Source organism: Frateuria sp. GZRe12 (genome assembly GCF_051900535.1).
In the GTDB taxonomy this organism is placed as follows: Bacteria; Pseudomonadota; Gammaproteobacteria; order Xanthomonadales; family Rhodanobacteraceae; genus Frateuria_A.
Genome location: NZ_JBHZGI010000005.1, coordinates 85,269 through 107,432, shown reverse-complemented (window position 1 = coordinate 107,432; position 22,164 = coordinate 85,269). Strand labels below are relative to the sequence as shown.

23 protein-coding genes and 1 tRNA gene are annotated in these 22,164 nt (G+C 68.8%); 5 read left to right on the top strand and 19 right to left on the bottom strand.

The annotated features are described in order from the left end of the window. Positions 1–21: 21 nt before the first annotated feature. Together ACFWZ4_RS12700 and ACFWZ4_RS12695 are read right to left on the bottom strand one after the other, a co-directional pair. Complete coding sequence (locus tag ACFWZ4_RS12700) at positions 22–1,530, bottom strand: peptide MFS transporter (protein ID WP_439705050.1); 1,509 nt, start codon at positions 1,528–1,530, stop codon at positions 22–24. Between the two features lie 156 nt (positions 1,531–1,686). After that, complete coding sequence (locus ACFWZ4_RS12695; RefSeq protein ID WP_439705049.1) at positions 1,687–2,529, bottom strand: tryptophan 2,3-dioxygenase; 843 nt, start codon at positions 2,527–2,529, stop codon at positions 1,687–1,689. A 385-nt stretch (positions 2,530–2,914) separates the two neighbouring features. Between ACFWZ4_RS12695 and pdhA the strand changes: the two genes are divergently transcribed. The 4 genes from pdhA to ACFWZ4_RS12675 all read left to right on the top strand — a co-directional run bounded on the left by pdhA (position 2,915) and on the right by ACFWZ4_RS12675 (position 6,937). Continuing rightward, positions 2,915–4,000, top strand: a complete 1,086-nt coding sequence (gene pdhA, locus ACFWZ4_RS12690) for a pyruvate dehydrogenase (acetyl-transferring) E1 component subunit alpha (RefSeq protein ID WP_439705048.1) — start codon at positions 2,915–2,917, stop codon at positions 3,998–4,000. 3 nt (positions 4,001–4,003) lie between these two features. Continuing rightward, a complete protein-coding gene (locus tag ACFWZ4_RS12685; RefSeq protein WP_439666979.1) occupies positions 4,004–4,984 on the top strand; it encodes an alpha-ketoacid dehydrogenase subunit beta in 981 nt (326 codons plus the stop codon). Between the two features lie 69 nt (positions 4,985–5,053). Beyond that, on the top strand, positions 5,054–6,442 hold the full coding sequence (locus tag ACFWZ4_RS12680; RefSeq protein ID WP_439705047.1) for a dihydrolipoamide acetyltransferase family protein: 1,389 nt from the start codon (positions 5,054–5,056) through the stop codon (positions 6,440–6,442). 111 nt (positions 6,443–6,553) lie between these two features. Further along, positions 6,554–6,937 carry a VOC family protein gene (locus ACFWZ4_RS12675; protein ID WP_439705046.1) on the top strand — a complete coding sequence of 128 codons (384 nt, stop codon included), beginning with the start codon at positions 6,554–6,556 and terminating at the stop codon, positions 6,935–6,937. Here the strand turns inward: ACFWZ4_RS12675 and ACFWZ4_RS12670 are convergent. The 14 genes from ACFWZ4_RS12670 to ACFWZ4_RS12605 all read right to left on the bottom strand — a co-directional run bounded on the left by ACFWZ4_RS12670 (position 6,921) and on the right by ACFWZ4_RS12605 (position 19,046). After that, positions 6,921–8,501 carry a hypothetical protein gene (locus tag ACFWZ4_RS12670; protein WP_439705045.1) on the bottom strand — a complete coding sequence of 527 codons (1,581 nt, stop codon included), beginning with the start codon at positions 8,499–8,501 and terminating at the stop codon, positions 6,921–6,923. The two genes, ACFWZ4_RS12675 and ACFWZ4_RS12670, sit on opposite strands and share 17 nt — an antisense overlap. 10 nt (positions 8,502–8,511) lie before the next feature. Further along, positions 8,512–8,868 carry an EamA family transporter gene (locus ACFWZ4_RS12665; RefSeq protein WP_439705044.1) on the bottom strand — a complete coding sequence of 119 codons (357 nt, stop codon included), beginning with the start codon at positions 8,866–8,868 and terminating at the stop codon, positions 8,512–8,514. After that, entirely contained in the window at positions 8,865–9,566 is a 702-nt protein-coding gene (locus ACFWZ4_RS12660; RefSeq protein ID WP_439705043.1) for a WbqC family protein, read from the bottom strand. Before ACFWZ4_RS12660 ends, ACFWZ4_RS12665 begins: the two co-directional genes overlap by 4 nt. A gap of 7 nt (positions 9,567–9,573) precedes the next feature. Further along, positions 9,574–11,214 (bottom strand): HAD-IA family hydrolase, encoded by a 1,641-nt coding sequence (locus tag ACFWZ4_RS12655; RefSeq protein WP_439705042.1) that lies wholly within the window; start codon positions 11,212–11,214, stop codon positions 9,574–9,576. Then, positions 11,205–11,945 (bottom strand): class I SAM-dependent methyltransferase, encoded by a 741-nt coding sequence (locus tag ACFWZ4_RS12650; protein WP_439705041.1) that lies wholly within the window; start codon positions 11,943–11,945, stop codon positions 11,205–11,207. Before ACFWZ4_RS12650 ends, ACFWZ4_RS12655 begins: the two co-directional genes overlap by 10 nt. Then, on the bottom strand, positions 11,935–12,921 hold the full coding sequence (locus ACFWZ4_RS12645; RefSeq protein WP_439705040.1) for a glycosyltransferase family 2 protein: 987 nt from the start codon (positions 12,919–12,921) through the stop codon (positions 11,935–11,937). The genes ACFWZ4_RS12650 and ACFWZ4_RS12645 overlap by 11 nt, the downstream gene beginning before the upstream one ends. 127 nt (positions 12,922–13,048) lie before the next feature. Then, the gene (locus ACFWZ4_RS12640; RefSeq protein ID WP_439705039.1) at positions 13,049–13,693 is read right to left on the bottom strand and encodes a DUF6348 family protein; all 645 of its coding nucleotides are present in this window, start codon (positions 13,691–13,693) and stop codon (positions 13,049–13,051) included. 7 nt (positions 13,694–13,700) lie between these two features. Further along, complete coding sequence (locus ACFWZ4_RS12635) at positions 13,701–14,030, bottom strand: hypothetical protein (RefSeq protein ID WP_439705038.1); 330 nt, start codon at positions 14,028–14,030, stop codon at positions 13,701–13,703. A 9-nt stretch (positions 14,031–14,039) separates the two neighbouring features. Next, positions 14,040–15,398 (bottom strand): tryptophan--tRNA ligase, encoded by a 1,359-nt coding sequence (locus ACFWZ4_RS12630; protein WP_439705037.1) that lies wholly within the window; start codon positions 15,396–15,398, stop codon positions 14,040–14,042. A 117-nt stretch (positions 15,399–15,515) separates the two neighbouring features. Next, a complete protein-coding gene (gene rocF, locus ACFWZ4_RS12625; protein ID WP_439705036.1) occupies positions 15,516–16,430 on the bottom strand; it encodes an arginase in 915 nt (304 codons plus the stop codon). A 47-nt stretch (positions 16,431–16,477) separates the two neighbouring features. Further along, positions 16,478–16,553: transfer RNA gene (locus tag ACFWZ4_RS12620), tRNA-Thr, on the bottom strand. Between the two features lie 58 nt (positions 16,554–16,611). Then, positions 16,612–17,292 carry an SPOR domain-containing protein gene (locus ACFWZ4_RS12615; RefSeq protein WP_439705035.1) on the bottom strand — a complete coding sequence of 227 codons (681 nt, stop codon included), beginning with the start codon at positions 17,290–17,292 and terminating at the stop codon, positions 16,612–16,614. A 27-nt stretch (positions 17,293–17,319) separates the two neighbouring features. Beyond that, a complete protein-coding gene (locus ACFWZ4_RS12610; protein WP_439705034.1) occupies positions 17,320–18,078 on the bottom strand; it encodes a type III pantothenate kinase in 759 nt (252 codons plus the stop codon). Further along, positions 18,075–19,046 (bottom strand): biotin--[acetyl-CoA-carboxylase] ligase, encoded by a 972-nt coding sequence (locus ACFWZ4_RS12605; protein ID WP_439705033.1) that lies wholly within the window; start codon positions 19,044–19,046, stop codon positions 18,075–18,077. Before ACFWZ4_RS12605 ends, ACFWZ4_RS12610 begins: the two co-directional genes overlap by 4 nt. Before the next feature lie 186 nt (positions 19,047–19,232). On the opposite strand from ACFWZ4_RS12605, the gene ACFWZ4_RS12600 reads away from it, so the two are divergent. Then, entirely contained in the window at positions 19,233–19,550 is a 318-nt protein-coding gene (locus ACFWZ4_RS12600; RefSeq protein ID WP_439705032.1) for a hypothetical protein, read from the top strand. A gap of 172 nt (positions 19,551–19,722) precedes the next feature. On the opposite strand, the gene ACFWZ4_RS12595 is transcribed toward ACFWZ4_RS12600, so the two are convergent. The 3 genes from ACFWZ4_RS12595 to ACFWZ4_RS12585 all read right to left on the bottom strand — a co-directional run bounded on the left by ACFWZ4_RS12595 (position 19,723) and on the right by ACFWZ4_RS12585 (position 22,089). After that, positions 19,723–21,099 carry an ATP-binding protein gene (locus ACFWZ4_RS12595; RefSeq protein ID WP_231321591.1) on the bottom strand — a complete coding sequence of 459 codons (1,377 nt, stop codon included), beginning with the start codon at positions 21,097–21,099 and terminating at the stop codon, positions 19,723–19,725. A gap of 79 nt (positions 21,100–21,178) precedes the next feature. Continuing rightward, complete coding sequence (locus tag ACFWZ4_RS12590) at positions 21,179–21,871, bottom strand: response regulator transcription factor (RefSeq protein ID WP_231321592.1); 693 nt, start codon at positions 21,869–21,871, stop codon at positions 21,179–21,181. Next, positions 21,871–22,089 (bottom strand): PepSY domain-containing protein, encoded by a 219-nt coding sequence (locus ACFWZ4_RS12585; RefSeq protein ID WP_439705031.1) that lies wholly within the window; start codon positions 22,087–22,089, stop codon positions 21,871–21,873. Before ACFWZ4_RS12585 ends, ACFWZ4_RS12590 begins: the two co-directional genes overlap by 1 nt. Between the last annotated feature and the right edge of the window lie 75 nt (positions 22,090–22,164).

The window sequence follows — 22,164 nt, the reverse complement described above, 5'->3', positions numbered from 1 at the left end:
ATCGTGGCCTTGTTGCTCGCTTTACCTGACGCCGTGCATCAGCTTGTTGATCAACGGCGAGATCACCAACAGAAGTACGCCCGAGCCCACCAGCACCCAGAAACAGAAATTGAAGCCGGACAGCGCCGAGGCGACGGTCATGCCGGTCTCGCCGCTGATCGAGCGCGCCACCAGTCCCGAGAAATCGCCGCCGGCGGCCAGCGACAGGAACCAGCCGCCCATCGCCAGTCCGACCAGCCGCGGCGGGGCGAGCTTGGTCACCATCGACAGGCCGATCGGCGAGAGGCACAGCTCGCCCAGCGTCTGCATCACGTAGCACAGCACCAGCGGCCAGAACGGGATCAGACCGGTGGGCCCGAGCAGCTCCTTGAGCGCGTACACCAGCACCACGAAACCCAGGCCGTTGAAGATCAGGCCGAAGCTGAACTTGCGCGGGATCGACGGCTCGGCGTTGCGGCGCGAGAGCACGGCCCACACCAGCGTCAGCAGCGGCGCGAACACCAGGATCGAAAGCGGCGTCACCGACTGGAACCAGCCGACCGGGAAGATCCAGCCGCCGAACATTTCGCGATCGACCCAGTTCTCGGCCAGGAAGTTGAGCGAGGTGCCGAACTGGAAGTAGAACGTCCAGAACACCACGCTGAAGACGAACACGATCAGCATGGCGATCACTCGGTGCAGCTGCACCCGGTCATGGCGCAACGCCTCCACGATCAGCGCCGCCGCCACCCCGATGAACAGCACGCCCAGCAGCCATTGCAGGCCCTCGGCGCCGACGTAGGCCAGCAGCGCGTAGATCAGCGGCACGGCCACCGCCGCGCCGATCAGTACCCACAGCACGCGCAGGCGGTTTTCCATACCCGGCAGTGGACGGCCCACGCCCTTCAGGCCGCGGCGGCCGAACCAGAACCACAGGAAGCTCAGCAGCATGCCCACGCCGGCGGCGCCGAACACGATGCGGTAGTTCTGCTGCATCGGGGTGTCGGTGAAATGGGCGGCCATCCAGCCGGTCAGCAGCGGCGCCACGAAGGCGCCGGCGTTGATGCCCATGTAGAACAGGGTGAAGCCGCGGTCGCGTCGCGGATCGTCGCGGCCGTAGAGCTGGCCCACCATGGTGGAGATGTTGGGCTTGAACAGGCCGTCGCCAGCGATCACCAAAGCCAGGCCCAGCATCATCAGCGGCTTGCTCGGCACCAGCAGGGTGAACAGGCCGGCGGCCATCACCGCGGCGCCGAGCAGGATCGAACGCTGGTAGCCGATCACCCGGTCGGCCACGTAACCGCCGAAGATCGATGCGGCATAGATCAGCGCGGTATAGGCGCCGTAGATGCCCGCCGCCCAGCCCTGCCCCGCCGGATCGCCGTTGAAGAACTGCGCCACGATGTAGAGCACCAGCGCCCAGCTCACGCTGTAGTAGGCGAAGCGCTCCCAGAACTCGGTCATGAAGAGCATCCACAGCGGACGCGGATGGCCCAGCAACTGCGGATAGTCGGGCGCGGCGGCCGGCGCGGATTCGGCGGTCTGGCTCATGGATTCCCCTTGGCGTGGAGGGACGCGCTCGGCGCGCGCCAATCGGTGACGTGTAACCGGCGCAAGGGCGCCACGTCAATGGCGACCGCGTAGGAACGCACTGTGCGCGACTGCGGTGTCATGGTCGCGCACAGGTGCGCTCCTGCAAGGGATCGGTCAGGTGCCGAGCACCGTGCGCACGTCCAGCAGTTCCGGGAAGAACTCCAGCTCCAGCGCCTTCTTCAGGAACGACACGCCCGAGGACCCGCCGGTACCGCGTCGATGCCCGATGATCCGCTCGACCGTTTTCATATGCCGGAAACGCCACAGCTGGAAGCTTTCCTCCACGTCCACCAGTTGCTCGCACAGATGGTATTCCGGCCAGAAATCGCCGCGCTCCTCGTAGATGCGCTTGAGCACCGGCAGCAGGCCCGCGTTGCGGCGATAGGGCTGGGTCCAGTCGCGCTCGATGAGTTCCGCCGGAACGGCGTGCCCGCGGCGGGCGAGGTAGCGCAGGAATTCATCGTACAGGCTGGGCGCCTCCAGCACCTCGCGCAGCTGCGACTGCGCCGCCGGATCGTGGGCGAACACCGCCAGCATGTCGGCGTGCTTGTTGCCCAGCGCGAACTCGATCATGCGGTACTGCAGCGACTGGAAGCCCGAGGAGGGCCCAAGCATGTCGCGGAATTCCAGGTATTCGGCGGGGGTGAGCGTCTCCAGCACCGCCCACTGCTCGAACAGCTGGCGTTGCACCTGCTTGACGCGGGCCAGCACCTTCAGGCAACCGTCGACGTCGTCCTTGCGCAGGTCCTCGATCGCCGCCTTCAGCTCGTGGATGATCAGCTTCATCCACAGCTCCGAAACATGGTGCTGCACGATGAACAGCATCTCGTCGTGGTGGCTGCTGAGCGGGCGTTGCGCGGACAGCAGCGTGCCCAGCTGCAGGTAGCCGCCGTAGGTCATCTTGCCGTTGAGGTCCGTCTCGATGCCGGTTTCGAGGTCGCGCTGGTTGTCGCCCATGGAATGCTTTCCGTCCCTTTCGATCCAGGTCGCCATGGTAACGGGGGCGTTTCGCAGGCGCTCCTGATCCAGGACAAGAGGAGGCGCCAGACATTGCCGCCCTCGGCGATACGACCGTCGCTGCAGGAGCGCCTGGGGCGCGATCGTGAACCCGCGGTCGCGCCTTTGGAAACGCTGCGGCAGCAAGCGACCCAGGCGTTGCACAACGTCCCGCCGACGCCCTCCACACGCCCGCGCATGTTGCACCGTACCTTGCAGCGCAACACGCGCGCCTGCTATCAAAGGCGGTCTTTTCGGGCCGTTTGCGCGTGCCTGGCCCCACTGGATGGGCCGCCGCCTCCCCTAACGTATCCCCATCTCCACTCCACCTTCACGGGAGCGAGTCGTGTCCATCGCCGCCAAGTTTGAAATCGAGTACCTGCAATACCTCGACGCCGAGGGCAAGCAGGTGCGTGACGATCTGCCTGCCTTCGCGCAGGACCTGAACCAGATGGTCGAGCTGTACAAGCTGATGCTGTCCACCCGCGTGTTCGATGCCAAGTCGATCGCGCTGCAGCGCACCGGCAAGCTCGGCACCTATGCCTCGTGCCTGGGCCACGAAGCCGCGCACGTGGGCATCGGCAGCGCCATGAAGCCGGAAGACGTGCTGGCGCCGAGCTACCGCGAATACGGCGCGCAGCTCTACCGCGGCGTGCAGCCGCGCGAGGTCTACATGTACTGGGGCGGCGACGAGCGCGGCAACGACTACCAGAACGAGCCGGCCCGCCACGACTTTGCCTGGTCGGTGCCGATCGCCACGCAGTGCCTGCATGCGGCCGGCTCCGCGCTCGCGTTCAAGATCCGCGGCGAGAAGCGCGTGGCCGTGTGCACCATCGGCGACGGCGGTTCGTCCAAGGGCGACTTCTACGGCGCGATCAACATCGCCGGCGCGCAGAACTTGCCGATGGTCGCGGTGATCGTCAACAACCAGTGGGCCATCTCGGTGCCGCGCAAGATCCAGTCCGGCGCACCGACGCTCGCGCAGAAGGGCATCGCCGCGGGCCTGTACTGCATCCAGGTCGACGGCAACGACATCATCGCCGTGCGCAAGGCGATGGAGGACGCGCTCGAGCGCGCCCGCAACGGCGAGGGCGGCAGCGTGATCGAGGCGGTCACCTACCGCCTGGGCGACCACACCACCGCCGACGACGCGCGCCGCTACCGCGGCGAGCAGGAGGTCAAGGACGCCTGGGCGAAGGATCCGGTCAAGCGCCTGAAGAACTGGCTGGTGGCCAAGAAGGTGTGGGACGACAAGAAGGAAGAGGCCTGGAAGGCCGAGTGCGACGACTGGATGGACAACGAGGTGAACGCGTACCTCGAGACCAAGACCCAGCCGGTCACCGCGATGTTCGACTACACCTTCGCGGAAGTTCCCGCCGACCTGCAAAAGCAGCGCGACCTCGCGCTCTCGCTCGAGAACAAGGCTCACTAAGTCATGGCACAGATCACCCTTATCGAAGCAGTCACCCAGGCGCTCGCCTACGAGATGGCGCACGACGAATCGGTCGTGGTGCTGGGTGAGGATGTAGGCGTCAACGGCGGCGTGTTCCGCGCCACCCAGGGCCTGCAGGAGAAGTTCGGCGAGCTGCGCGTGCTCGACACGCCGCTTGATGAAACCACCATCGCCGGCGTTACCGTCGGCCTCGCCGTGCAGGGCATGAAGCCGGTCGCCGAGGCGCAGTTCGAAGGCTTCATCTACCCGATGATGGAGCAGATCGCCTGCCACGCCGCGCGCCTGCGCAACCGCACCCGCGGCCGCCTCACCGTGCCGGCCGTGTGGCGCGCCCCGTGGGGCGGCGGCATCCGCGCGCCGGAGCATCACTCCGAGGCGAACGAGCACCTGTTCACCAACATCCCCGGCCTGCGCGTGGTGATGCCCTCCTCGCCGGCGCGCGCCTACGGCTTGCTGCTGGCGGCGATCCGCGATCCGGATCCGGTGATGTTCTTCGAGCCCAAGCGCATCTATCGCCAGTACAAGGAAGAAGTGCCGGACGATGGCGAGGCGCTGCCGCTGGACGTGTGCTTCGTGCTGCGCGACGGCACCGACGTGACCCTGGTGACCTGGGGCGCGCAGGTGAAGGAGACCCTCGAAGCGGCCGACGCGCTGGCCGCCGAGGGCATCAGCGCCGAGGTGATCGACGTCGCCACGCTGACGCCGCTGGACTTCGACACGATCGCCGAGTCGGTGCAGAAGACCGGTCGCTGCGTGATCGTGCACGAGGCGCCGAAGACCGCTGGCTTCGGCGCCGAGATCGCCGCGCGCCTGGCCGAGGAATGCATGTACGACCTGCTCGCGCCGGTCGAACGCGTGACCGGCTTCGACACGCACATCCCGCTGTTCCGCCTGGAAATGAAGTACCTGCCCAGCACCGAGCGCGTGGTCGAGGCGGCCAAGCGCACGCTGGCGGCCAGCTGATCGAAGACCGGGGCGCGCCCAAGCGCGCCCCCGTTGCCGTCCCCTATTCCCTGTTCCGGATACAACGCCATGGCTGACATCAAGACGTTCTACCTGCCCGACCTCGGCGAAGGCCTGCCCGACGCGACCATCGTCGAGTGGCACGTGAAGGTCGGCGACACGATCAAGCTCGACGCCCCGCTGGCCTCGATGGAAACCGCCAAGGCGGTGGTCGAGGTGCCCTCGCCCTACACCGGCAAGGTGACCAAGCTGTACGGCGCCGCCGGCGACGTCATCGAGACCGGCGCCGCGCTGGCCGACTTCGAGCCGGACCCGAATGCGAAGCAGCGCGCCGAGGCCGAAGCTACCGGCCACCACCATGGTCCCAAGAAAAGCGTCGGCAGCCCGGCGCCGGACGACGGCGGCAAGGTCGTCGCCTCCGACGAGGGCGGCGAGGTCGAGACCGGCGGCAAGGACCGCGAGGACGAAGGCACCGTGGTCGGCGCCATGGTCAGCGGCAACACCGTGCACGTCGAACAGGCCGCCAGCATCGGCGGCGTCAAGGCGGTGCCGGCGGTGCGCGCGCTGGCCAAGAAGCTCAAGGTGGACCTGGCCAAGGTACGTCCGACCGGCGCCGACGGCGTGGTCACGATGAAGGACGTCAAGGACGCCGCCGCCAACGGATCGGCGCAACTCGGCGCGGCCTCCGCGCGCGCCGTGCCGGCCTCGGCCGGCCGCCACCTGGCGCCGGAACTGCCCGAGCCGGGCCCCGCCCCGCAGCGCGGCCCGGTCTCGCTCGCCGGCAAGCCCGTACGCACCGCGCCGCCGTCGCAGCCGGCCACCGGCCAGCCCGAGCAGCTCAAGGGTGTGCGTCGCAACATGGCCCGCGTGATGGCCGAAGCGCACGCCCAGGTGGTGCCAACCACGCTGGTCGACGACGCCGATCTGCACGCCTGGATCGGCAAGCAGGACATCACCGCTCGCCTGATCCGCGCCATTGTCGCGGCCTGCAAGGCAGTGCCGGCGCTCAACGCCTGGTTCGACGGCAAGAACCTCACCCGCACCATGCACCGACACGTCGACATCGGCATCGCGGTGGACACCGATGACGGGCTGTTCGTACCGGCCCTGCGCAACGCCGACGTGCTCGACGGCGCCGGCGTGCGCGCCGCCATCAAGCGTCTGCGCTCGCAGGTCGAGGATCGTACGATTCCCTCGTCCGAGCTCTCCGGCTACACCATCAGTCTGTCCAACTTCGGCATGTTCGCCGGCCGCTACGCCACCCCGGTCGTGGTGCCGCCGTGCGTGGCGATCATCGGCGCCGGCAAGCTCAGCCACGACGTGGTCGCGGTGATGGGCGGCATCGAAGTGCATCGCCGCATGCCGATCAGCCTGACCTTCGACCACCGTGCCGCCACCGGCGGCGAGGCGGCGCGCTTCCTCAAGGCGCTGCTGGACGATCTGGCGCTGCCACAGTAAGGAAACGGATGGCGCCAACGCCCATCCACCGAAAACGGAGCGCCCCGGCGCTCCGTTTTCTTTTCACGTCCTCGGGCGCACGCTTGGCGTTCGGTCAAACGGAGGCCTTCCATGCACCACAGCCGTCTAAGCACCATCGTGCTCGACTGCCAGCTCGACGACCTGGAACCGGCCATCCGCTTCTGGAGCGCCACGCTGGGCAAGCCCGTCGAGGATGCCGACCAGGATGGCGACGGGCGCTACGCGGCGCTCGCTACCGCCGATGACGAGCCGATCATCCTGCTGCAGAAGGTTTCACACGAAAGGCGCGTGCACCTGGACATCGAGACCGACGATCTCGACGCGGAAGTGGCGCGTCTGGAGGCGCTCGGCGCGCGCTCCGTCGCCTTCGTCCGTGAACGCTGGTGGGTGATGCAGGCGCCCACGGGGCACCGCTTCTGCGTGGTGCAAAAGCAGCGCGAAAGCTTCGGCCCGCACCTCAATCGCTGGGACTAACCGGCAGCGGCTGCGCTCTGGCCGGCGCGTGCGTTCCCTTGGCTTTGTAAGCTTCCAGGCCCTGGCCCGGGTCGGGCATGCGATCGAAGTGTTCCACCACGTACTGGTAGGTCAGCGGGTGCGTGGCCGGGTAGGCGAGCTCCGGGCGATGATCCACGCCCCCTTCGGCAACGAGCACGAGGGCCGTCGATTCGGCCGCGATGCGTGCCATCTCCTGCCGCTCGAAGTCCGGTTTGCGCGGGAATAGCGGGAAGATTTCCCAGGTCGGCGAGCGCATCCCCAACGCAGCATCCAGGCCCGGGAAAACCGGCACGGCCAGCACCGGACGGCCTTTCCCTTCGCGGTCAGCCAGCGCCAGCAACGATGCGGTGCGGCGCGACACCATGAGCTTGTCGCCAAGCACGTCCACCTGCTCCAGCGGCTGTCCGCGGAACGCGGCGTATCGCGGCTGCAATGCCGACGCCACCGGCAGCGAAACCAGCAGGAGCAGCACCGGCACGACCAGTCGCCGGGGGGGATTGCGGCCCGCTGGCGCGAGTGCCGCCAGGCAAAGCACCAGGAAAGGGAGCATGGCCTGGGCGAGATGCGAGATGTCGGCGCGCGAAAACGCAACGTTGAGATACGGCAACGCCACCACCCATGCCGCCGCGGCCAGAGGCGAAGGCGCATCGCTGCCGCGCCGCCCGCGCAGCCACAACCAGAAGCCCGCGACCGCCAGCGTCATGGGCAGGCAGGTGAACCACAGCGAGCCGAGCGCCTGGCTCCAACCGATCGCCGGCCAGCGCGGCCAGACCACCCACGGCCACGGCAGCGGAAGTGGCAGGTTGGTGCCCTTGTACTCGACCAGCAGGTAATGCAGCGCGCTCCACTCGGCCTGCGCGAAGCCCTGCGCGAATAGCGCAAACCCCAGCACCGGCAGGTAGCCGACCACCACGCCCGCGGCCCACGACACCAACGCCGCCAGCCGCAAAGCGGCGCGCTCCACGCGCCAGAGCCAGGCGAACGCCAGCACACTCGCCAACAGCCCGTAGAAGCCATGGTTCTGGCCGATCACCGCCGCGAAACCTACCGCCACGCCCCATTGGAAAAACCGTCCCGCGCCCGGCCGCAGAAACAGCCGGTAGGCGGCGAGCACCAACACGCCACTGATGGCGATGTCGAACACCTTGTGCCGCGGCACCAGCCACAGCGCGAACAGCGCCGCCGCCGGCGCCAGCCGCCACGCGCGCGATTCCTTCCAGTGGTAACCGGCCATGCCCGTGCACAGCGCCAGGCTCAGGCCGGCGAACACGGCCATGGCCGCGCGCAGGGCAAGCAATCCCTTCGCGCCGAACGGAGCCAGCAGCGCGGCGGCCAGGTAATAGCGCCCGATCTCGTAGGACATGAAATCGCGCAGCGGTACCTCGCCGGCCAGTACGCGCTGCACGCCATACCAGAGGTAACCCTCGTCGGCCAGGAAATCGCCGAAGGCGCGGTTGGCCCGGTAGAGCACGAACGCCAGGGCGCCGCCTAGCAATGCCGAGGCGAACACCAGCCGGCGCAGGCTGAAGCGGCTCCCGGCCATTTGCGCCGCCTCAGCCATGACTGATGACGATCAGTCCGGCCACCACCAGCCCCAGGCCTGTCAGCTTCGGGATGGACAGCGGCTCGCCGAAGAACGGCACGGCGAGCACTGCGACCAACACGAAATTCAACGCCATGAACGGGTAAGCCTTGCTCAACGGGAGCCGCGAGACGGCGGCGATCCAGCACGCCGAAGCAAGGAACGCCGCGGCCAGCCCGCTCAGCACCCAGGGCCGCAACAGCATGGCGACCACGTAAGCCACCAGATGCCCCTGCGTGGACGGCGGCGCCAGGCTGGTCTGCCACTTCAGCACGAGCTGGCCGTAGACGGTGAACGCGATCGTCAAGGCGACGAAGAGATAGCTCATCGGTTCGCTCCCTCGCGCCAGCCCCACAGGTAGTACGGGGCATCGGGGCCGACGTTGAACAGGACATCGAGCACCGACACCGCGTGCTCGAACGGCGGATACAGCTGCGGGTACTCCGGGTAACCCGAATAATCCATGTACTCGAGCGCGATCCCCTCCTCCTCGAACCGCGCGTCGTCTATGTAGTCGCGCGCGGAGGGACCCGAGAGGTAACCGGTGGCGCCGGCCTTGCGGATCAGGTCGATCAGCCGGTCCAGCTTGCGGCCCTGCGCTTCGAACTCGCGCGAGTCCCGGAACGTGGTGGTGATGCCGAGGCACTCGCGCGCGATGCGCTGCGTGAGGTGCTGGTTCATGGCCGACAGGCTGGTCCAGCGCTGCCCGAGGTAGAACTCCTCGAACAGCTCGCGGTAGAAACCGAAGAAAGGCGCCTTGCCGTAGTTCTGCCTGATGATTCCCCAGTGTTCCGCCTGCCAGTGGCCGTGGGGTATCGCCACCTCGTGGATGAGCCGCCGGGTGTCCGACCCGACCGGCACCGTCAGCCATTTCAGGCCGTCCTTGGTCTTGATCCGGTTGCGCGAGCGCCAGTCGCGCACGGTGAACTGCACATCGTCCAGGAAAACGAAGGTATCGACGGCGCGGATGATGTCGAAATAGCCCTTCCAGGGAATGTAATTGGATTGGATGGTGGCTACGCGCATGGAGGACTCAGCTCGCGGAAAGCCGCATGGCCAGGGGCAGCACCCGAAGATCGGGCGCGGTCCAGGTGCGGCACGCCACGTCGGGGGCACAGCAGGCGAGCAGCGTGCCGTGCACCTGGAAGCGGCTGCCTTCACGCTGCACCAGCAGGCACGAGGCGAACCCGGCGGCGATCGCGCCCATGGCATCGCGCGCCGGATTGTCACCCACCATGACCAGCTCCTCGGGCGCCAGGCCCAAGCCCGCCGCCGCTGCATCGAACGCACCCCGGGCGGGCTTTTCCGCGCCGTGCTCGCGGGTGAAGATCACCGCATCGAACGCCTCGGCCAGGCCGGGCGCGGCGGCGAGCTTGGCCCGCTGCGAGGCGGGTGGATTGTCGGTCAGCAGCGCCAGGCGCAGTCCCTGCAGACGCAGCGTGCGCAGCACGTCGAACACCTCCGGATACAGCACCGCTTGCGCCGGAGCCGCCGCGCGGTACGCGGCCAGCAGCCGGTCGCGCAGGTCCGGTCGGCCGACGCCGGCGGCAACCACGTCGATCAGGCGGGCGTGCTCGCCCTCCTCCAGCGCGCCGTAGGCCTGCGCCAGCAGGAGTCCCGGCGCGATCTCGTCGGCGAGCTGGCCGGCGGCCAGCGCCATCCGGTCGAACATCCAACGCTTGTGGTCCAGCAGCGTGTCGTCGAGGTCGAAGGCCAGGCCGCGGATGGTGCACGGCAGCAGCGGCACGGCCTGCTGGCGCAGCGGCCTGAGCGTGCGCACCACGCGGCGTTCCGGCGCGCCGGCCAGACCCAGCAGAAAGGCGACCAGGTTGTTGCCTTCGGCCAGCGCATGGCCGCCCGAGGTGCCATGGCGGGGATTGACGTCCGACAGCAGCACCTGCCCTTCCGGCGTGCGCAGCAGTTGGACATTGAAGAGGCCGCGCGCGTCCTGGCGACCCAGCCAATCGCTCAGGCGCTGCACCACGTCCATCGCTTCCGGATCGCGCGCGCTCTGGCTGATCACCGCGAACCCGCCCGAGGTGCGCACGCGTCGACGCAGGGTCACGGGCGATAGCCTGCCCTCGAAGTCGATCGCGAAGTCCGCCGACAGCTCGTAGAAGCCGTCGAGGAAGCGCACCCAGGCGTGCGATTGCGCCAGCGCGGCGCCGCCGGCCATCTGGAATTCGGCCACCGAATCGAGCCGCAGGTTGCCCTGCCCGCCCCAGCCGCAAAGCGGGCGACCAAACAGCGGGAAGGGCGCGGACGGCCCGGGCTCGACCAGCGCCTGCACGGGAAGTCCCGCCTGCGCCAGCGCGCGATACAGCGCGCGCTTGTCGAGCAGGATCTCCAGCAGCGGCGTCGGGCACGCCGCCACGCGCGCGCCGGCGTGTTGCAGGCGCGCGGCCTCGCGGGCCAGGGTCTTCAGTTCGCGCTGGGTCGCCGGCACCACCAGGTCGATACGCTCCGCACCGACCAGTTCGGTGAGGAAATCGGCGAAAGGGCCGGGCGGATCGAGCGGCGGCGCCTGGACATACCTGTCGGCCATCACTTCGCCGAGCGCATCGCCCGTGCTGTCGACGATCAGCGCGCGCGCCCCCGGGATCGCGTGGACAGCTTCCACGATGCCTTGCCCCTGGAAGCCGCCGCCGGCAATGACGGCGACGTTCAATCGCATGGCCTGGCTTCGACGAAGATCGCGTTGCAGATCTCCGGCAGGCTGAAGCCCACTTCGTCCATCGCGTCCACGACTTTCGCGTCGAGCCCCAGCGAGGCGAGCTGCGCGCTGGTCAGCGGCTTGAGCATCAACCCGGCGCGCCCCACCACTTCCAGGCCGCAGGCGGCGAGCAACGCGTCCAGCGACCGTGGATCGAAATAACGCCGATGGCCCAATGCGACATCCGCCGGGCTGAGGTCATGCACGTCGGGAAGCAGGCCGGCCGCATGCCCGATGAGGCGGTGCAGCGAATCGGCATTGGGCACGGACACCATCACGCGCCCGCCAGGGGCCAGGAATCGGCGGAAACGCCGCAGCACGAGCGCCGGGTCATTGACGTGTTCGAGCACGAAACCCATCTCGATGACATCGAAGCGCTCGTCGGTGTCGAACTCCTCGAAATAGGCCTGTTCCAGCTGCACCTGCGGCGGCAGCGCCACTTCCCGTCGCAGCAGCCCGATGATGTCGGCCGAGCCTTCGACGATGACGTAGCGCGCGAGGCGGTCGCCCAGGCCTTCGATCAGGCCCTTGACGGTGTAGCGGTGGCCCACGCCCAGACTGAGCAGTGAAAACCCGTCCAGCCGCGCGGTACGCCGCAGCATCTGCAGCAGGCCCGCGCGCAGCAGCCGGATGTTGTCCTCGTAGTACTGGAACCCCGGTACGTAGGCGGCGTTGTCCTGGTCAATCAGCATGGTCGTCCGGCTTGTACTGCTCGATGTTTTTCACGATGAAGAGCGGGCGCTGCTGGCCCTGCACGAAGATCTTTGCCACGTAGACCCCGATGATCCCCAGCCCCACCATCATGATGCCGAAGAACGCCGTGAGCAGCGCCACCATCGTGGGAAAGCCCAGCAGCGTCGAGGCCGGGTCCAGCAGCTTGCGCAGGACCACGTAGGCGGCGTTGGCCAGCGACACGAGCAAGGCGAATCCGCCCACCCACAGGCTTGCGTAGAGCGGCTTGGCCGAGAACGAGGTCACCGCGTGGGCCAGCAAGGCCACGCGCTTGCCCAAGGTATATGAGGAAGGCCCGTGGCGATGCTTCTTCTGGACCGGAACGCCCAGTTGCACGAACCCGGCCCAATACATCATGCCGGCGAGGAACACGTTGCGGTCGCCCAGGCTCAGCAACGCCTGCACGTAGCGCCTGGTCATCAGCCGCTCGGTAACCACGCTGGGCGGCACCGCCGTATCGCTGAGCCGGTTGAACGCGGCCCAGAACACCTGGCCGCCGCGGCGCTCGATCCAGCCGCCCTTGCGCGTTTCCTGGTAGCCATAGACCACGTCCGCGTCGCTCGAGGCCATCTTCGCCCACAGTTCCTGCAGGAAGGCGGGCGGGATCTCGAGGTCGCAATCGACAAGGAACACGCGCTCGCCGCGCGCGTGCGCCAGGCCCGCGAGCGCGGCCTGGTGGTGGCCGAAATTGCGCGACAGCTCGACCAGCCGGATGCCCGGCCGCTGCCGGCATTGCTCGCGCACCCACGCCGCCGAGTCGTCCGGCGAACCGTCGTCGACGAACACCAGCTCATGGTTCGCGATCCCCAGGGCCTCCAGCGCGTTCAGGCACTGCGCCAGGAAGTCCGGCAGGAAGGAGCGCGATCGGTACAGCGTGGTGACGATGCTCAGCGCGGGCGCCGCTGGATGCGGGGCGCAGGTGTCTGGCGCTGGCATGGGATGACTGATTGGCAACACGCGGCTTCCGGTCTGACGAAGGCCAGGCGATGGGCGAACCCATGCCTGCACCATCGATCTTAATCCAAGCCGGCGGCTCGGGCCCGCTACCGCCGTGCTGCCTGCGTCAGTAGTCGCGTACGTCCAGCCCGATCAGCGCGCGCACGTCATAGGCCTGCGTGCCCTCCGGCCAGGCCAGTGCCGCCAGGGCACGATCGCCGGCGGGCCACGGCGCGTTGTCGAGCAGCGCCTCGGTAGCCAGCGTGCCGTCGGCGGAGCGACGCAGGAACAGGCGGATCCAGTGCGGGTGGGGAGCGAGCGACTCGCCCTTCAGCGCGTCGGCCACGCTGGCCAGGACACCCGGCGGCACGGCGATGTCGGCACCCTCCGCCACCAGGCGGCCGGCGAAGACGTCCCACTGGCGCAGGCCCAGTTCCCATTGCGCCAGGTCGAGCTTGCGCTCGTCGGTGACGTACCAGCAGGCGGCCAGCAGCACCGGCAGGTCGCTGCGCGCGAAGCGATCCAGCGCATCGCGCCAGCCGGCTACGCCCTGCCCGTTGCCGGCGTAGCTGAGTTCGAGTTGGCGCTCCTCGTCCAGCACCAGGTCGATGTCCAGTCGGCCGGGCCCACCCGGTGCGGGGGCGTCCTGCCAATGCGCGCGCAGCGCGGGGTAGTCGCCATCGGTCAGCAGCCAGTCTTCGTCCGGTTCGAGTTCCACCTCGTGCCGTTCGAACAGGCGTACCAGTTGGGCCTGCAGCTTTTCGGAAGTCATCGCACGCTCACCGGCGCACCGGGCGCCACAGTAGATGACGGAGCGCCATCGCCAGCACCAGCACGCCCACGCAGGCGCCGTAACCGAGCAGGGCCGGCAGCACCTGCTGCCAGATCGCGCCACTGGCGCGGCCGAATGCGTCGATCTGCGGGGGCGGCGCGGCCTCGAAGCCCCAGCCGGCGCTCAATACTGCCGCAGCGGTCGCGAGCAGCAGCGCGAGCCAGTCGAACGCGCGACGCGCGGCGGTGCGCGGCAGGCTCCTGGGATAAGTGAAGTAGGCCCAACCCAGCACCAGCAGCCAGGGCGCGAGCAGCAGCAGAGCGAGGTAGCGAAGCATCGGTGGTCCTCAGGCCGCGCCGGCGAGCTGGCCGAGCGCCTCGCGCAGCCGGCCGAGCGCCTGATCGCGCGCGGCTTCGTCGGCGAACGCGGGCGTGTTGCCAATCTCGCTGCCATCGAGCTCGAGCACGCCACCCGCAGGCGTGGCACGCAGCGTGACCGTGCCGCGGGCCAGCTTGAGCTGCTTCTGCGCCACGCCGGCGGCCTTGGGATCGTCGAAGGCACGCGAGAGCAACAATTCCTCGCCATCGCCGGCGAACAGGCGGAAGCGGAACCGACCGTCCTCGTCGCGGAAGCTGGCCAGGCGCGGGGGCCTGTCGCCGCGCGGCTTGGCCGCTTCCGCGGCGCCGGACGCCACGACGTGGCTGCCCAGGCCGACCGCGTCGCGCAGCCGCGCCATCTTCGGCGTGGCGATGGCGCGCGCCTTGCGGGCGCCTTCCTGCAGGATCGCCTCGATGTGCGCGGGCTGGGCGATCAATGCGTCGTAGCGCTCGCGCATCGGCGCGATCTGGCCTTCCAGCAGGTCGAACAGCGCCTGCTTGGCCTCGCCCCAGGCCAGTCCCGATTCCAGCGCAGCGCGAAACGCGGCAGCGTCGGCATCGCTGGCAAAGGCGCGGTAGAGCGTGTACAGCGAGGAGCTTTCCGGATCCTTCGGCTCGCCCGGCAGGCGCGAGTCGGTGACGATGCGCATCACCGCCTCGCGCAGCGCCTTGGCGCCGCCGGCGAACAGCGGGATGGTGTTGTCGTAGCTCTTGGACATCTTGCGGCCGTCCAGGCCCGGCAGCGTTGCCACCTGCTCCTCGATCTGCACCTCCGGCAGCACGAAGAAGTCCTGACCGTAGATATGGTTGAAGCGCTGCGCTATGTCGCGCGCCATCTCCAGGTGCTGAATCTGGTCGCGGCCGACCGGCACCTTGTGCGCGTCGAAGGCGAGGATGTCAGCGGCCATCAGCACCGGGTACATGTACAGGCCCGCGTTGACGCCGGCATCCGGATCCTCGCCGGTCTCCACGTTGCGGTCGACCGCCGCCTTGTAGGCGTGTGCACGATTGAGCAGCCCCTTGGCCGTGACACAGGTCAGCAGCCAGGTGAGTTCCGGAATTTCCGGTATGTCGGACTGGCGGTAGAAAGTGACCCGCTCCGGATCGAGCCCGCAGGCCAGCCAGCTCGCCGCGATCTCCAGCCGCGAGCGCGCGATGCGAGCCGGGTCGTCGCTCTTGATCAGCGCGTGGTAATCGGCCATGAAGAAGAACGCGTCGACATCGTCACGCCGGCTGGCGGCGATCGCCGGCCGGATCGCGCCGGCGTAGTTGCCCAGATGCGGGGTGCCGGTGGTGGTGATGCCGGTGAGGACACGGGTTCGGTTCATGACTTCGGTTCTGGAGGTAAGGGCACGGGCGGCGGCACCGCACCGCCAGCCGTTCGATGATAGGCGTTCGGAACGCGTGCTGGCATGCGTGATGCTGTCGCAGCGCGGCGATGTCGCTCAGCGGATCAGCGTGGATTTGCCGAACAGCGACTCGACCAGGTCTACCGCCAGCTTGCCGGTCTGGTTGCGCTTGTCGTAGGCGGGGTTCAACTCGACGATGTCCAGCGAGCCCAGGCGACCGGTGTCGGCAATCATCTCCATGCACAGCTGCGCCTCGCGATAGGTCGGGCCGCCACGCACGGTCGTGCCCACGCCCGGCGCGATCGACGGATCGAGGAAGTCGACGTCGAAGCTGACGTGCAGGTGCGTGCCCTCGTCGATGTCGGCCAGCGCCTCTTCCATCGTGCGCTTCATGCCGACCTCGTCGATGTGGCGCATGTCGAAAATCTTCATGCCCGCCTCGAGGACCAGCTTCTTCTCGTCGTCGTCCACCGAGCGGATGCCGACCTGGCGGAACACATGCGGCGAGGTCGCGGGCCTGTGATTGCCGATGCTGGTGAGCACGTCCGGGCCATTGCCGCAGAGGCAGGCGACCGGCATGCCGTGGATATTGCCCGACGGCGTCGCGTCGGCGGTGTTGAAGTCGGCGTGCGCATCCAGCCAGAGCACGCGCAGCTTCCTGCCGGTGTCGCGGCAGTGGTCGGCCACCGCGGAGATCGAGCCGATCGCCAGGCAGTGGTCGCCGCCGAGCATCACCGGAACGCGGCCTGCCTGCAGCTCCTGGCGCACGGCCGTATGGACAGCCATGTTCCAGGTCGCCACCTCGTCCAGATGGCGGTAGCCGTTTTCCGGCGGCAGCCAGGGATTGAGCGGGCCCTGCAGGTTGCCGCGGTCGATAACCTTCAACCCGCGCGCTTCTAGCTTTTCGGCCAGCCGGGCCACGCGCAGCGCTTCCGGGCCCATCGAGGCGCCGCGATGGCCTGCGCCGATGTCGGTGGGTGCGCCGATCAAGCTGACTGTCTGCTGCGTCATAAGGGCCTTGTCCGTCCGGTGGGATGCCGCGCGCGCTGGCGCGCGGCTGGTGCCGGCAGCAGGAGTCGAACCCGCGACCTACTGATTACAAATCAGTTGCTCTACCAACTGAGCTATGCCGGCCCTGGAGAAGGCATGGAGTCTAGCAGGCGGGGCGTGGCGACGCTGGGGGATCGAATCCCTAGAAGCAGGTCGTGCTGTGCGACCCGATGCCCGCCATGCGCACCCGGCCGCGCCAGTCGAAGCGGGCCCCGTCAGCGACCACCAGGTCCAGCCAGTATTCGGGCACCTGCTCGCTACGTTCCTGGATCTGGGCGGAGAAGCCGGCGGCAGTGACCTCGTCGCGCCGCTTGCGCGCGTTGGCCGGGTCCTTGAACAGGCCCAGCGAGATGGCGTTGGACTGGTCGCCGGAGCTCATCACGAAGTAGTCGCCCACCTGCGCCGCCCCCAGCCGGCGGGCCAGCGCGAGCGCCTGGGCGCGCGTGCCGGGCGCGGGCAGGTAGACCCACCAGGCGCGCGTTTCGGTGGTCTGCTCCTGCCGCGAGCGCATCCGCACGCCCGGGCCGGCCAGCGCGGTGCGGGCGTTGCGCAGGTCCTGCGGAGTGTCGAACGGACCGACCGCCAGGCAACGGGTTTCCAGCGCGACGGCCGCGCTGGACGTCGGCGCCGGGATCGAGGCCGATGCAGGCGGGCGGCTGGCGAAGGGTGCTGTCGGGGCGGTCTGCTCGGAGAGCAGGTGCAGCATCGGTACGCCCGGGTCGGTGACGCTGCGCCCGTGCGAATCGTCCTGGCCCAGCAGCAGCCAGGCACCCACCGCGATGTTGAACGCGATCAGCAGGACGAACAGCAGGCGCAGGAACATCGGACTCCCCCCGGATGGACGCACATCTTAGGGCGTCGCAGAGCTGCCCGACTGTGCCTGCGCCCACACCGCCAGGCCGTGCAGCACGCCGTGCTCGACCACGGTCGCCGGCAGGCCCAGCAACGGCAGCAGGCCGGCAGCGTCGCCGCCATCCAGTCGCAGCGCGGGCGCGCCACCGAACCGTGGCGCCATGCGCGCCACGAAGCGTTCGACCAACGCGGCGGCCGCCTGCCAGCAACCGGAAACCACCGCATCGGAAGTATTGTCGGCGGCGTCCACCAGCACGCCATCGTTGCGCGGACGCACCTGCGCGGTAGCGCCGAGCAGGGCCTGCTGCATCAGCCGCGGACCCGGGGCGATCAGGCCGCCGAGGTGCCGACCGTCCGCCTCCAGCGCATCGAGGGTGAGCGCGGTACCGACACCGACCAGCACGCAGTCACCCACTCCGGCGGCGCGGGCCGCGACCATCGCCAGGAAGCGGTCCACGCCCAGGCGTCCGGGCTCCGGATAGGCATTGCGCACGCCACAGGCGCTGGCCGGCGTGCGCAGCCAGGCAACCTCGCGTCCGAACAGCGCGCGCACCTGCGCCGCCACTGCCTGTTCCCGTTCGGCATCGACCACCGATGCGCCGAAGGCCGCCGCCGGCGCCGGCAACGCCCGCCAGGTGGAGGCGAGCAACGCCATGTCCTCGTTCCAGGCTGCGGCGCCCTGCGCCTGCCAGCGGCCGTGGCCCTCTTCAAACGCCCATTTCAGGCGTGTGTTGCCGAGATCCAGCAACAGCCTCATGCGCGACGCACCGTGATGTCGGCGCTGTCGACCGAGCGCAACGCGCCGTCGGCCACGCGCACCTGCAGCGCGCCGCGCGCATCGACGCCGGCGCCAGTGCCTTCGAAATGACCTTGCGCGCCGCTGAGCTTGAGCTGCCGGCCGGCGAGCAGGTCGTGGCGGGCGTAGTCCTCCGCGAACGGCGCGAAGCCGTGTCGCTCGAATTCACGCAGCCCTTCGACCAGCGCGGCGATCAGCCGGGCCGCCACCAGGTTGCGGTCCGGCAGATCGTTCGCCAGCGTGGCCAGGTCGCACGCCGGCTGACCGGCCTGCTCGCGCAGCGCCTCGGTCAGGCGCAAGTTGAGGCCGACACCGATCACTGCCGCGCACGGCCCCTGGTATTCGCCGCTCAGTTCCACCAGCACGCCGGCAAGCTTGCCGCCGTCGGCCAGCACGTCATTGGGCCATTTCAGGCCCGCGCCCTCGATGCCAAGCGAATCGATCGCGCGCAGCACCATCGTGCCCACGGCCAGCGACAGGCCCGACAGCGCCGCGAACCCGCGATCGAAACGTTTCAGGCAGGACAGATACAGATTCAGGCCGGGCGGCGACAGCCAGCTGCGCCCGCGCCGGCCGCGCCCCGCAGTCTGCGTTTCGGCGAGCACCATGCTGAGATCGGCCGCCTCGCCTAGCCGGCGTTGCAACTCGCTGGAGGTGGAATCGAGCTCCCAGTGCACTTCCAGCGCGCCCAGGCGGGATGCGCAGGGGCGCGGCAAGGCCGCGCGGATGCGCGTGGCATCCAGCAACTGCACCGGCCACGGCAGCCGGTAGCCGGCGGCGCCCCGGGCCTCGACCGGCACACCGCGCGCGCGCAGCGTCTCGACCTGCTTCCAGATGGCCGCGCGGGTGACGCCGGAGCGATCGGCGAGCTGTGCGCCCGACACCGCCTCGCCGGAGGCGAGGGCGGCCAGCAGTTGTTGTGCCTGCATCAGCCGCACACTCCAGGGTCGTACCCGGCCACGCGGGCGGGAAGAAAGGTCTCGCGCATCGGGAGATTCTAGCGTTTCCGGTGCCCCGTCACGCCTTGCGCGACCGCCTTTGCCGGGCACTGGCAAGCCCCGCACGTTTCTGCGACGATCCGGAGCCTTGGCCGGTGGATCAAGGGGTTGGTCGCCATGGAACTGAAACGCTGCCTGTTCGGATGCCTGCTCGCGCTTGCCAGCGTGGGCACCGCGTCGGCCATGGGCGTATCCACCCAGGATCCCACCGCCCCGCACGCCACCATCGACAGCGGCAGCCATGACGGCGGCGGTTCGGGCAGCGATGCCTCCAGCGCTAACCACGATTGCATCCTGCCCGGCCCGGTCGGCGACAGTGCCGACGACAGTGACAGTGATGGCGGTGGCGGCGGCGGTTCCACGACGGCACACCCGCGCGCCAGCCATCACAGCAGCCTGGGTTGGCAGTCGCTGTTGCCCGGTTCGATCCAATAGCTGGATCGGCGCCCTTCTCCCGCGGGGAGAGGGGCCGAAGTGAAGGGGCGGCCCCGCCTTTCCCTCTCGTCCATGCAGCGATCTCGCGCGCCGTTGGCGCAGTGATTGCATTTTCGCGAGCCCCGCTCCCTCGCCAACCTCTCTGCCGAGGGGCACAGGGCTCCAGGCCGCGCTAGCTCGCCGGCAGGTTCACGCTGAAGCGCGCGCCGCCCAGCTCGGGCGAGCGGTCGACCACCAGCTCGCCGCGGTAGGCCTTGACGATGTCCTGCACGATGGAGAGGCCGATGCCGTGGCCCTGCACGCGCTCGTCGCCGCGCACGCCGCGCTGGAGCACCTTTTCGATCTGGTCCTCGGCGATGCCGGGGCCGTCGTCTTCCACGCTCAGCCACAGGCCGGGGCGCTGGCGGCCCGCCTGTGGCTGTGCCTTGACCACCAGCAGCACGCGGTGGCCCGCCCACTTGAAGCCGTTCTCCAGCAGGTTGCCCATCAGCTCCAGCAAGTCGCCCTGCTCGCCGTAGAACGCCGCGCCCTCGTCCATCTCGAACTCGCACAGCACGTTCTTGGCCGCGTAGACCTTTTCCAGGCTGCGCACCAGATCCTCGGCGTGGCCGGCGACCGGCACCGCACTGGCGAAGGTCTGCCGCCCCGAGGTGGCGGCGCGGGCGAGCTGGTAGGCGACCAGTTCGTCCATGCGTCGCACCTGGTCGAGCACGTCGCCGCGCAGGGTCGGCTGCTCGCCGACCGACTCCAGCCGCGAGCGGATCACCGCCAACGGGGTCTTCAGGCTGTGCGCGAGGTCGGCCAGGGTGTTGCGGGTGCGCGTGCGCTGCTCGCGTTCGGAGTCGATGAAGGCGTTGATGCGGTCGGTCAGCGGGATCAGCTCCAGCGGGTACTGGCTGTCCAGGTGGTCGCTCTTGCCCCGTTCTACGCGCGCCATGTCGGTGGCGACCTTGCGCAAGGGTGTCAGGCTCCAGCGCAGCAGCAGCAACTGCAGCACGATCAGCATCACGCCCAGGATCGACAGCATGCCGACCAGAGTGCGCCGGTACACCGCGTTCTCGCCTTCGAACTGGCTCTCGGTCTGCGCGACCATGAAGGTCAGCCTGAGCGGTTTCTTGTCGGGCACGTCCCAGGCCACGCCCAGCGCGTAGTAGTAGAGCCGGCCCATGCGCGTGTCGATCGGGCCGGCAAAGCGGTTCTCGCCCGGATCCAGCGTCTTCAGGAAGGCGAAGTCGCGGCCGATCGCGGAGGACGATTCCCAGCGAAAACCCTTGTCGCCCAACACGACGGCGTAGAGGCCGGAACCAGGCTGCGAGAAGCTCGGGTCCGGCGGTGCGTCAGGCAGCAGCACCTTGCCGTAGCGCGACACCTCACTGCCGGCCAGGTACGCGATCACGTAGTTCTGCAGCCTGTCGTGCAGGTTGTTGAGCGCGGTCTCGTGGTTGGCCCGCGAGAGCGTCAGGCCGACCAGCCCGAGGAAGCCGGCCAGCACCAGGCCGGTGGCAATGGCCGCGCGCGCCGCCAGCGAGAACGGACGGGGCGCGAACATCGATCAGCGACCGCCCGTGGGCTGCGGGCGGCGCGAGGCGTGCATGCTCAGGGGCCGCCGCAGGACCATGGATCCGGACTCAGTCGTCGTCGCCGTCGCTGCGGGGGATGGCGAAGCGGTAGCCGCGGCCGCGCACGGTCTCGATCGGCTTGAGCGCGCTTTCCGGATCGAGCTTGCGGCGCAGGCGCCCGATGAAGACTTCCAGCACGTTCGAGTCGCGGTCGAAATCCTGCTGGTAGATGTGCTCGGTGAGGTCGGCCTTGGAGACCAGCTCGCCGGCATGCAGCATCAGGTATTCGAGCACCTTGTACTCGTAGCTGGTGAGGTCGACCGGCTTGCCCTCGACCATCACCGTCTGCGCCGTCGTATCCAGCTTGATCGGCCCGCAGGCCAGCACTGGCTTGGACCAGCCGCTCGCGCGCCGGACCAGCGCGTTGATGCGCGCCAGCAATTCCTCGACGTGGAAGGGCTTGACCAGATAATCGTCGGCACCGTGCTTGAGGCCCTCGACCTTGTCCTGCCAGGAACCGCGCGCGGTGAGGATCAGGATCGGGTAGCGCTGGCCGGCCTCGCGCAGCGCCTTGACCAGCTCCATGCCCGACATCTTGGGCAGTCCCAGGTCGATGATCGCCAGGTCGAACGGCACCTCGCGCCCCAGGTAGATGCCTTCCTCGCCGTCCTGCGCGGCATCGACCGCGAAGCCGTCACGCTTCAGCCGCGCGGCGAGGGTCTCGCGCAAGGGCGCCTCGTCCTCGACCAAAAGGATGCGCATCAGTGTTTCTCCTTCTTGCCTGCGCCGTTGCCGGCCGGGTGTTTGTCCGTGCCCGCACGCGGGGCATCGGACGATATCGAGATGGTCCGCACGTGGCCTTCCGGGGTGAGCACCTTGATGCGGTACTCGGTCCGCCGGCCGAACTTGCGCGGATCAGCCGACAATATCTTACCGCCGGTGTCCTGTTGCACTTTCGCCACCGCTTCTTCGAGCGTCATCGGCGTCTTCTCCTGCGGCGGAGCGGCATGCGCAAGGACCGGCAGCAGCAAGGCCGGCAGGCAGGCAAGGAGGCG

Bases quoted from the DNA above. Each gene is read 5' to 3' on its own strand.
- ACFWZ4_RS12700 (WP_439705050.1), bottom strand. From the start codon at position 1,530: ATGAGCCAGACCGCCGAATCCGCGCCGGCCGCCGCGCCCGACTATCCG.
- ACFWZ4_RS12695 (WP_439705049.1), bottom strand. From the start codon at position 2,529: ATGGGCGACAACCAGCGCGACCTCGAAACCGGCATCGAGACGGACCTC.
- ACFWZ4_RS12685 (WP_439666979.1), top strand. From the start codon at position 4,004: ATGGCACAGATCACCCTTATCGAAGCAGTCACCCAGGCGCTCGCCTAC.
- ACFWZ4_RS12680 (WP_439705047.1), top strand. From the start codon at position 5,054: ATGGCTGACATCAAGACGTTCTACCTGCCCGACCTCGGCGAAGGCCTG.
- ACFWZ4_RS12675 (WP_439705046.1), top strand. From the start codon at position 6,554: ATGCACCACAGCCGTCTAAGCACCATCGTGCTCGACTGCCAGCTCGAC.
- ACFWZ4_RS12670 (WP_439705045.1), bottom strand. From the start codon at position 8,501: ATGGCCGGGAGCCGCTTCAGCCTGCGCCGGCTGGTGTTCGCCTCGGCA.
- ACFWZ4_RS12665 (WP_439705044.1), bottom strand. From the start codon at position 8,868: ATGAGCTATCTCTTCGTCGCCTTGACGATCGCGTTCACCGTCTACGGC.
- ACFWZ4_RS12660 (WP_439705043.1), bottom strand. From the start codon at position 9,566: ATGCGCGTAGCCACCATCCAATCCAATTACATTCCCTGGAAGGGCTAT.
- ACFWZ4_RS12655 (WP_439705042.1), bottom strand. From the start codon at position 11,214: ATGCGATTGAACGTCGCCGTCATTGCCGGCGGCGGCTTCCAGGGGCAA.
- ACFWZ4_RS12650 (WP_439705041.1), bottom strand. From the start codon at position 11,945: ATGCTGATTGACCAGGACAACGCCGCCTACGTACCGGGGTTCCAGTAC.
- ACFWZ4_RS12645 (WP_439705040.1), bottom strand. From the start codon at position 12,921: ATGCCAGCGCCAGACACCTGCGCCCCGCATCCAGCGGCGCCCGCGCTG.
- ACFWZ4_RS12640 (WP_439705039.1), bottom strand. From the start codon at position 13,693: ATGACTTCCGAAAAGCTGCAGGCCCAACTGGTACGCCTGTTCGAACGG.
- ACFWZ4_RS12635 (WP_439705038.1), bottom strand. From the start codon at position 14,030: ATGCTTCGCTACCTCGCTCTGCTGCTGCTCGCGCCCTGGCTGCTGGTG.
- ACFWZ4_RS12630 (WP_439705037.1), bottom strand. From the start codon at position 15,398: ATGAACCGAACCCGTGTCCTCACCGGCATCACCACCACCGGCACCCCG.
- rocF (WP_439705036.1), bottom strand. From the start codon at position 16,430: ATGACGCAGCAGACAGTCAGCTTGATCGGCGCACCCACCGACATCGGC.
- ACFWZ4_RS12615 (WP_439705035.1), bottom strand. From the start codon at position 17,292: ATGTTCCTGCGCCTGCTGTTCGTCCTGCTGATCGCGTTCAACATCGCG.
- ACFWZ4_RS12610 (WP_439705034.1), bottom strand. From the start codon at position 18,078: ATGAGGCTGTTGCTGGATCTCGGCAACACACGCCTGAAATGGGCGTTT.
- ACFWZ4_RS12605 (WP_439705033.1), bottom strand. From the start codon at position 19,046: ATGCAGGCACAACAACTGCTGGCCGCCCTCGCCTCCGGCGAGGCGGTG.
- ACFWZ4_RS12600 (WP_439705032.1), top strand. From the start codon at position 19,233: ATGGAACTGAAACGCTGCCTGTTCGGATGCCTGCTCGCGCTTGCCAGC.
- ACFWZ4_RS12595 (WP_231321591.1), bottom strand. From the start codon at position 21,099: ATGTTCGCGCCCCGTCCGTTCTCGCTGGCGGCGCGCGCGGCCATTGCC.
- ACFWZ4_RS12590 (WP_231321592.1), bottom strand. From the start codon at position 21,871: ATGCGCATCCTTTTGGTCGAGGACGAGGCGCCCTTGCGCGAGACCCTC.
- ACFWZ4_RS12585 (WP_439705031.1), bottom strand. From the start codon at position 22,089: ATGACGCTCGAAGAAGCGGTGGCGAAAGTGCAACAGGACACCGGCGGT.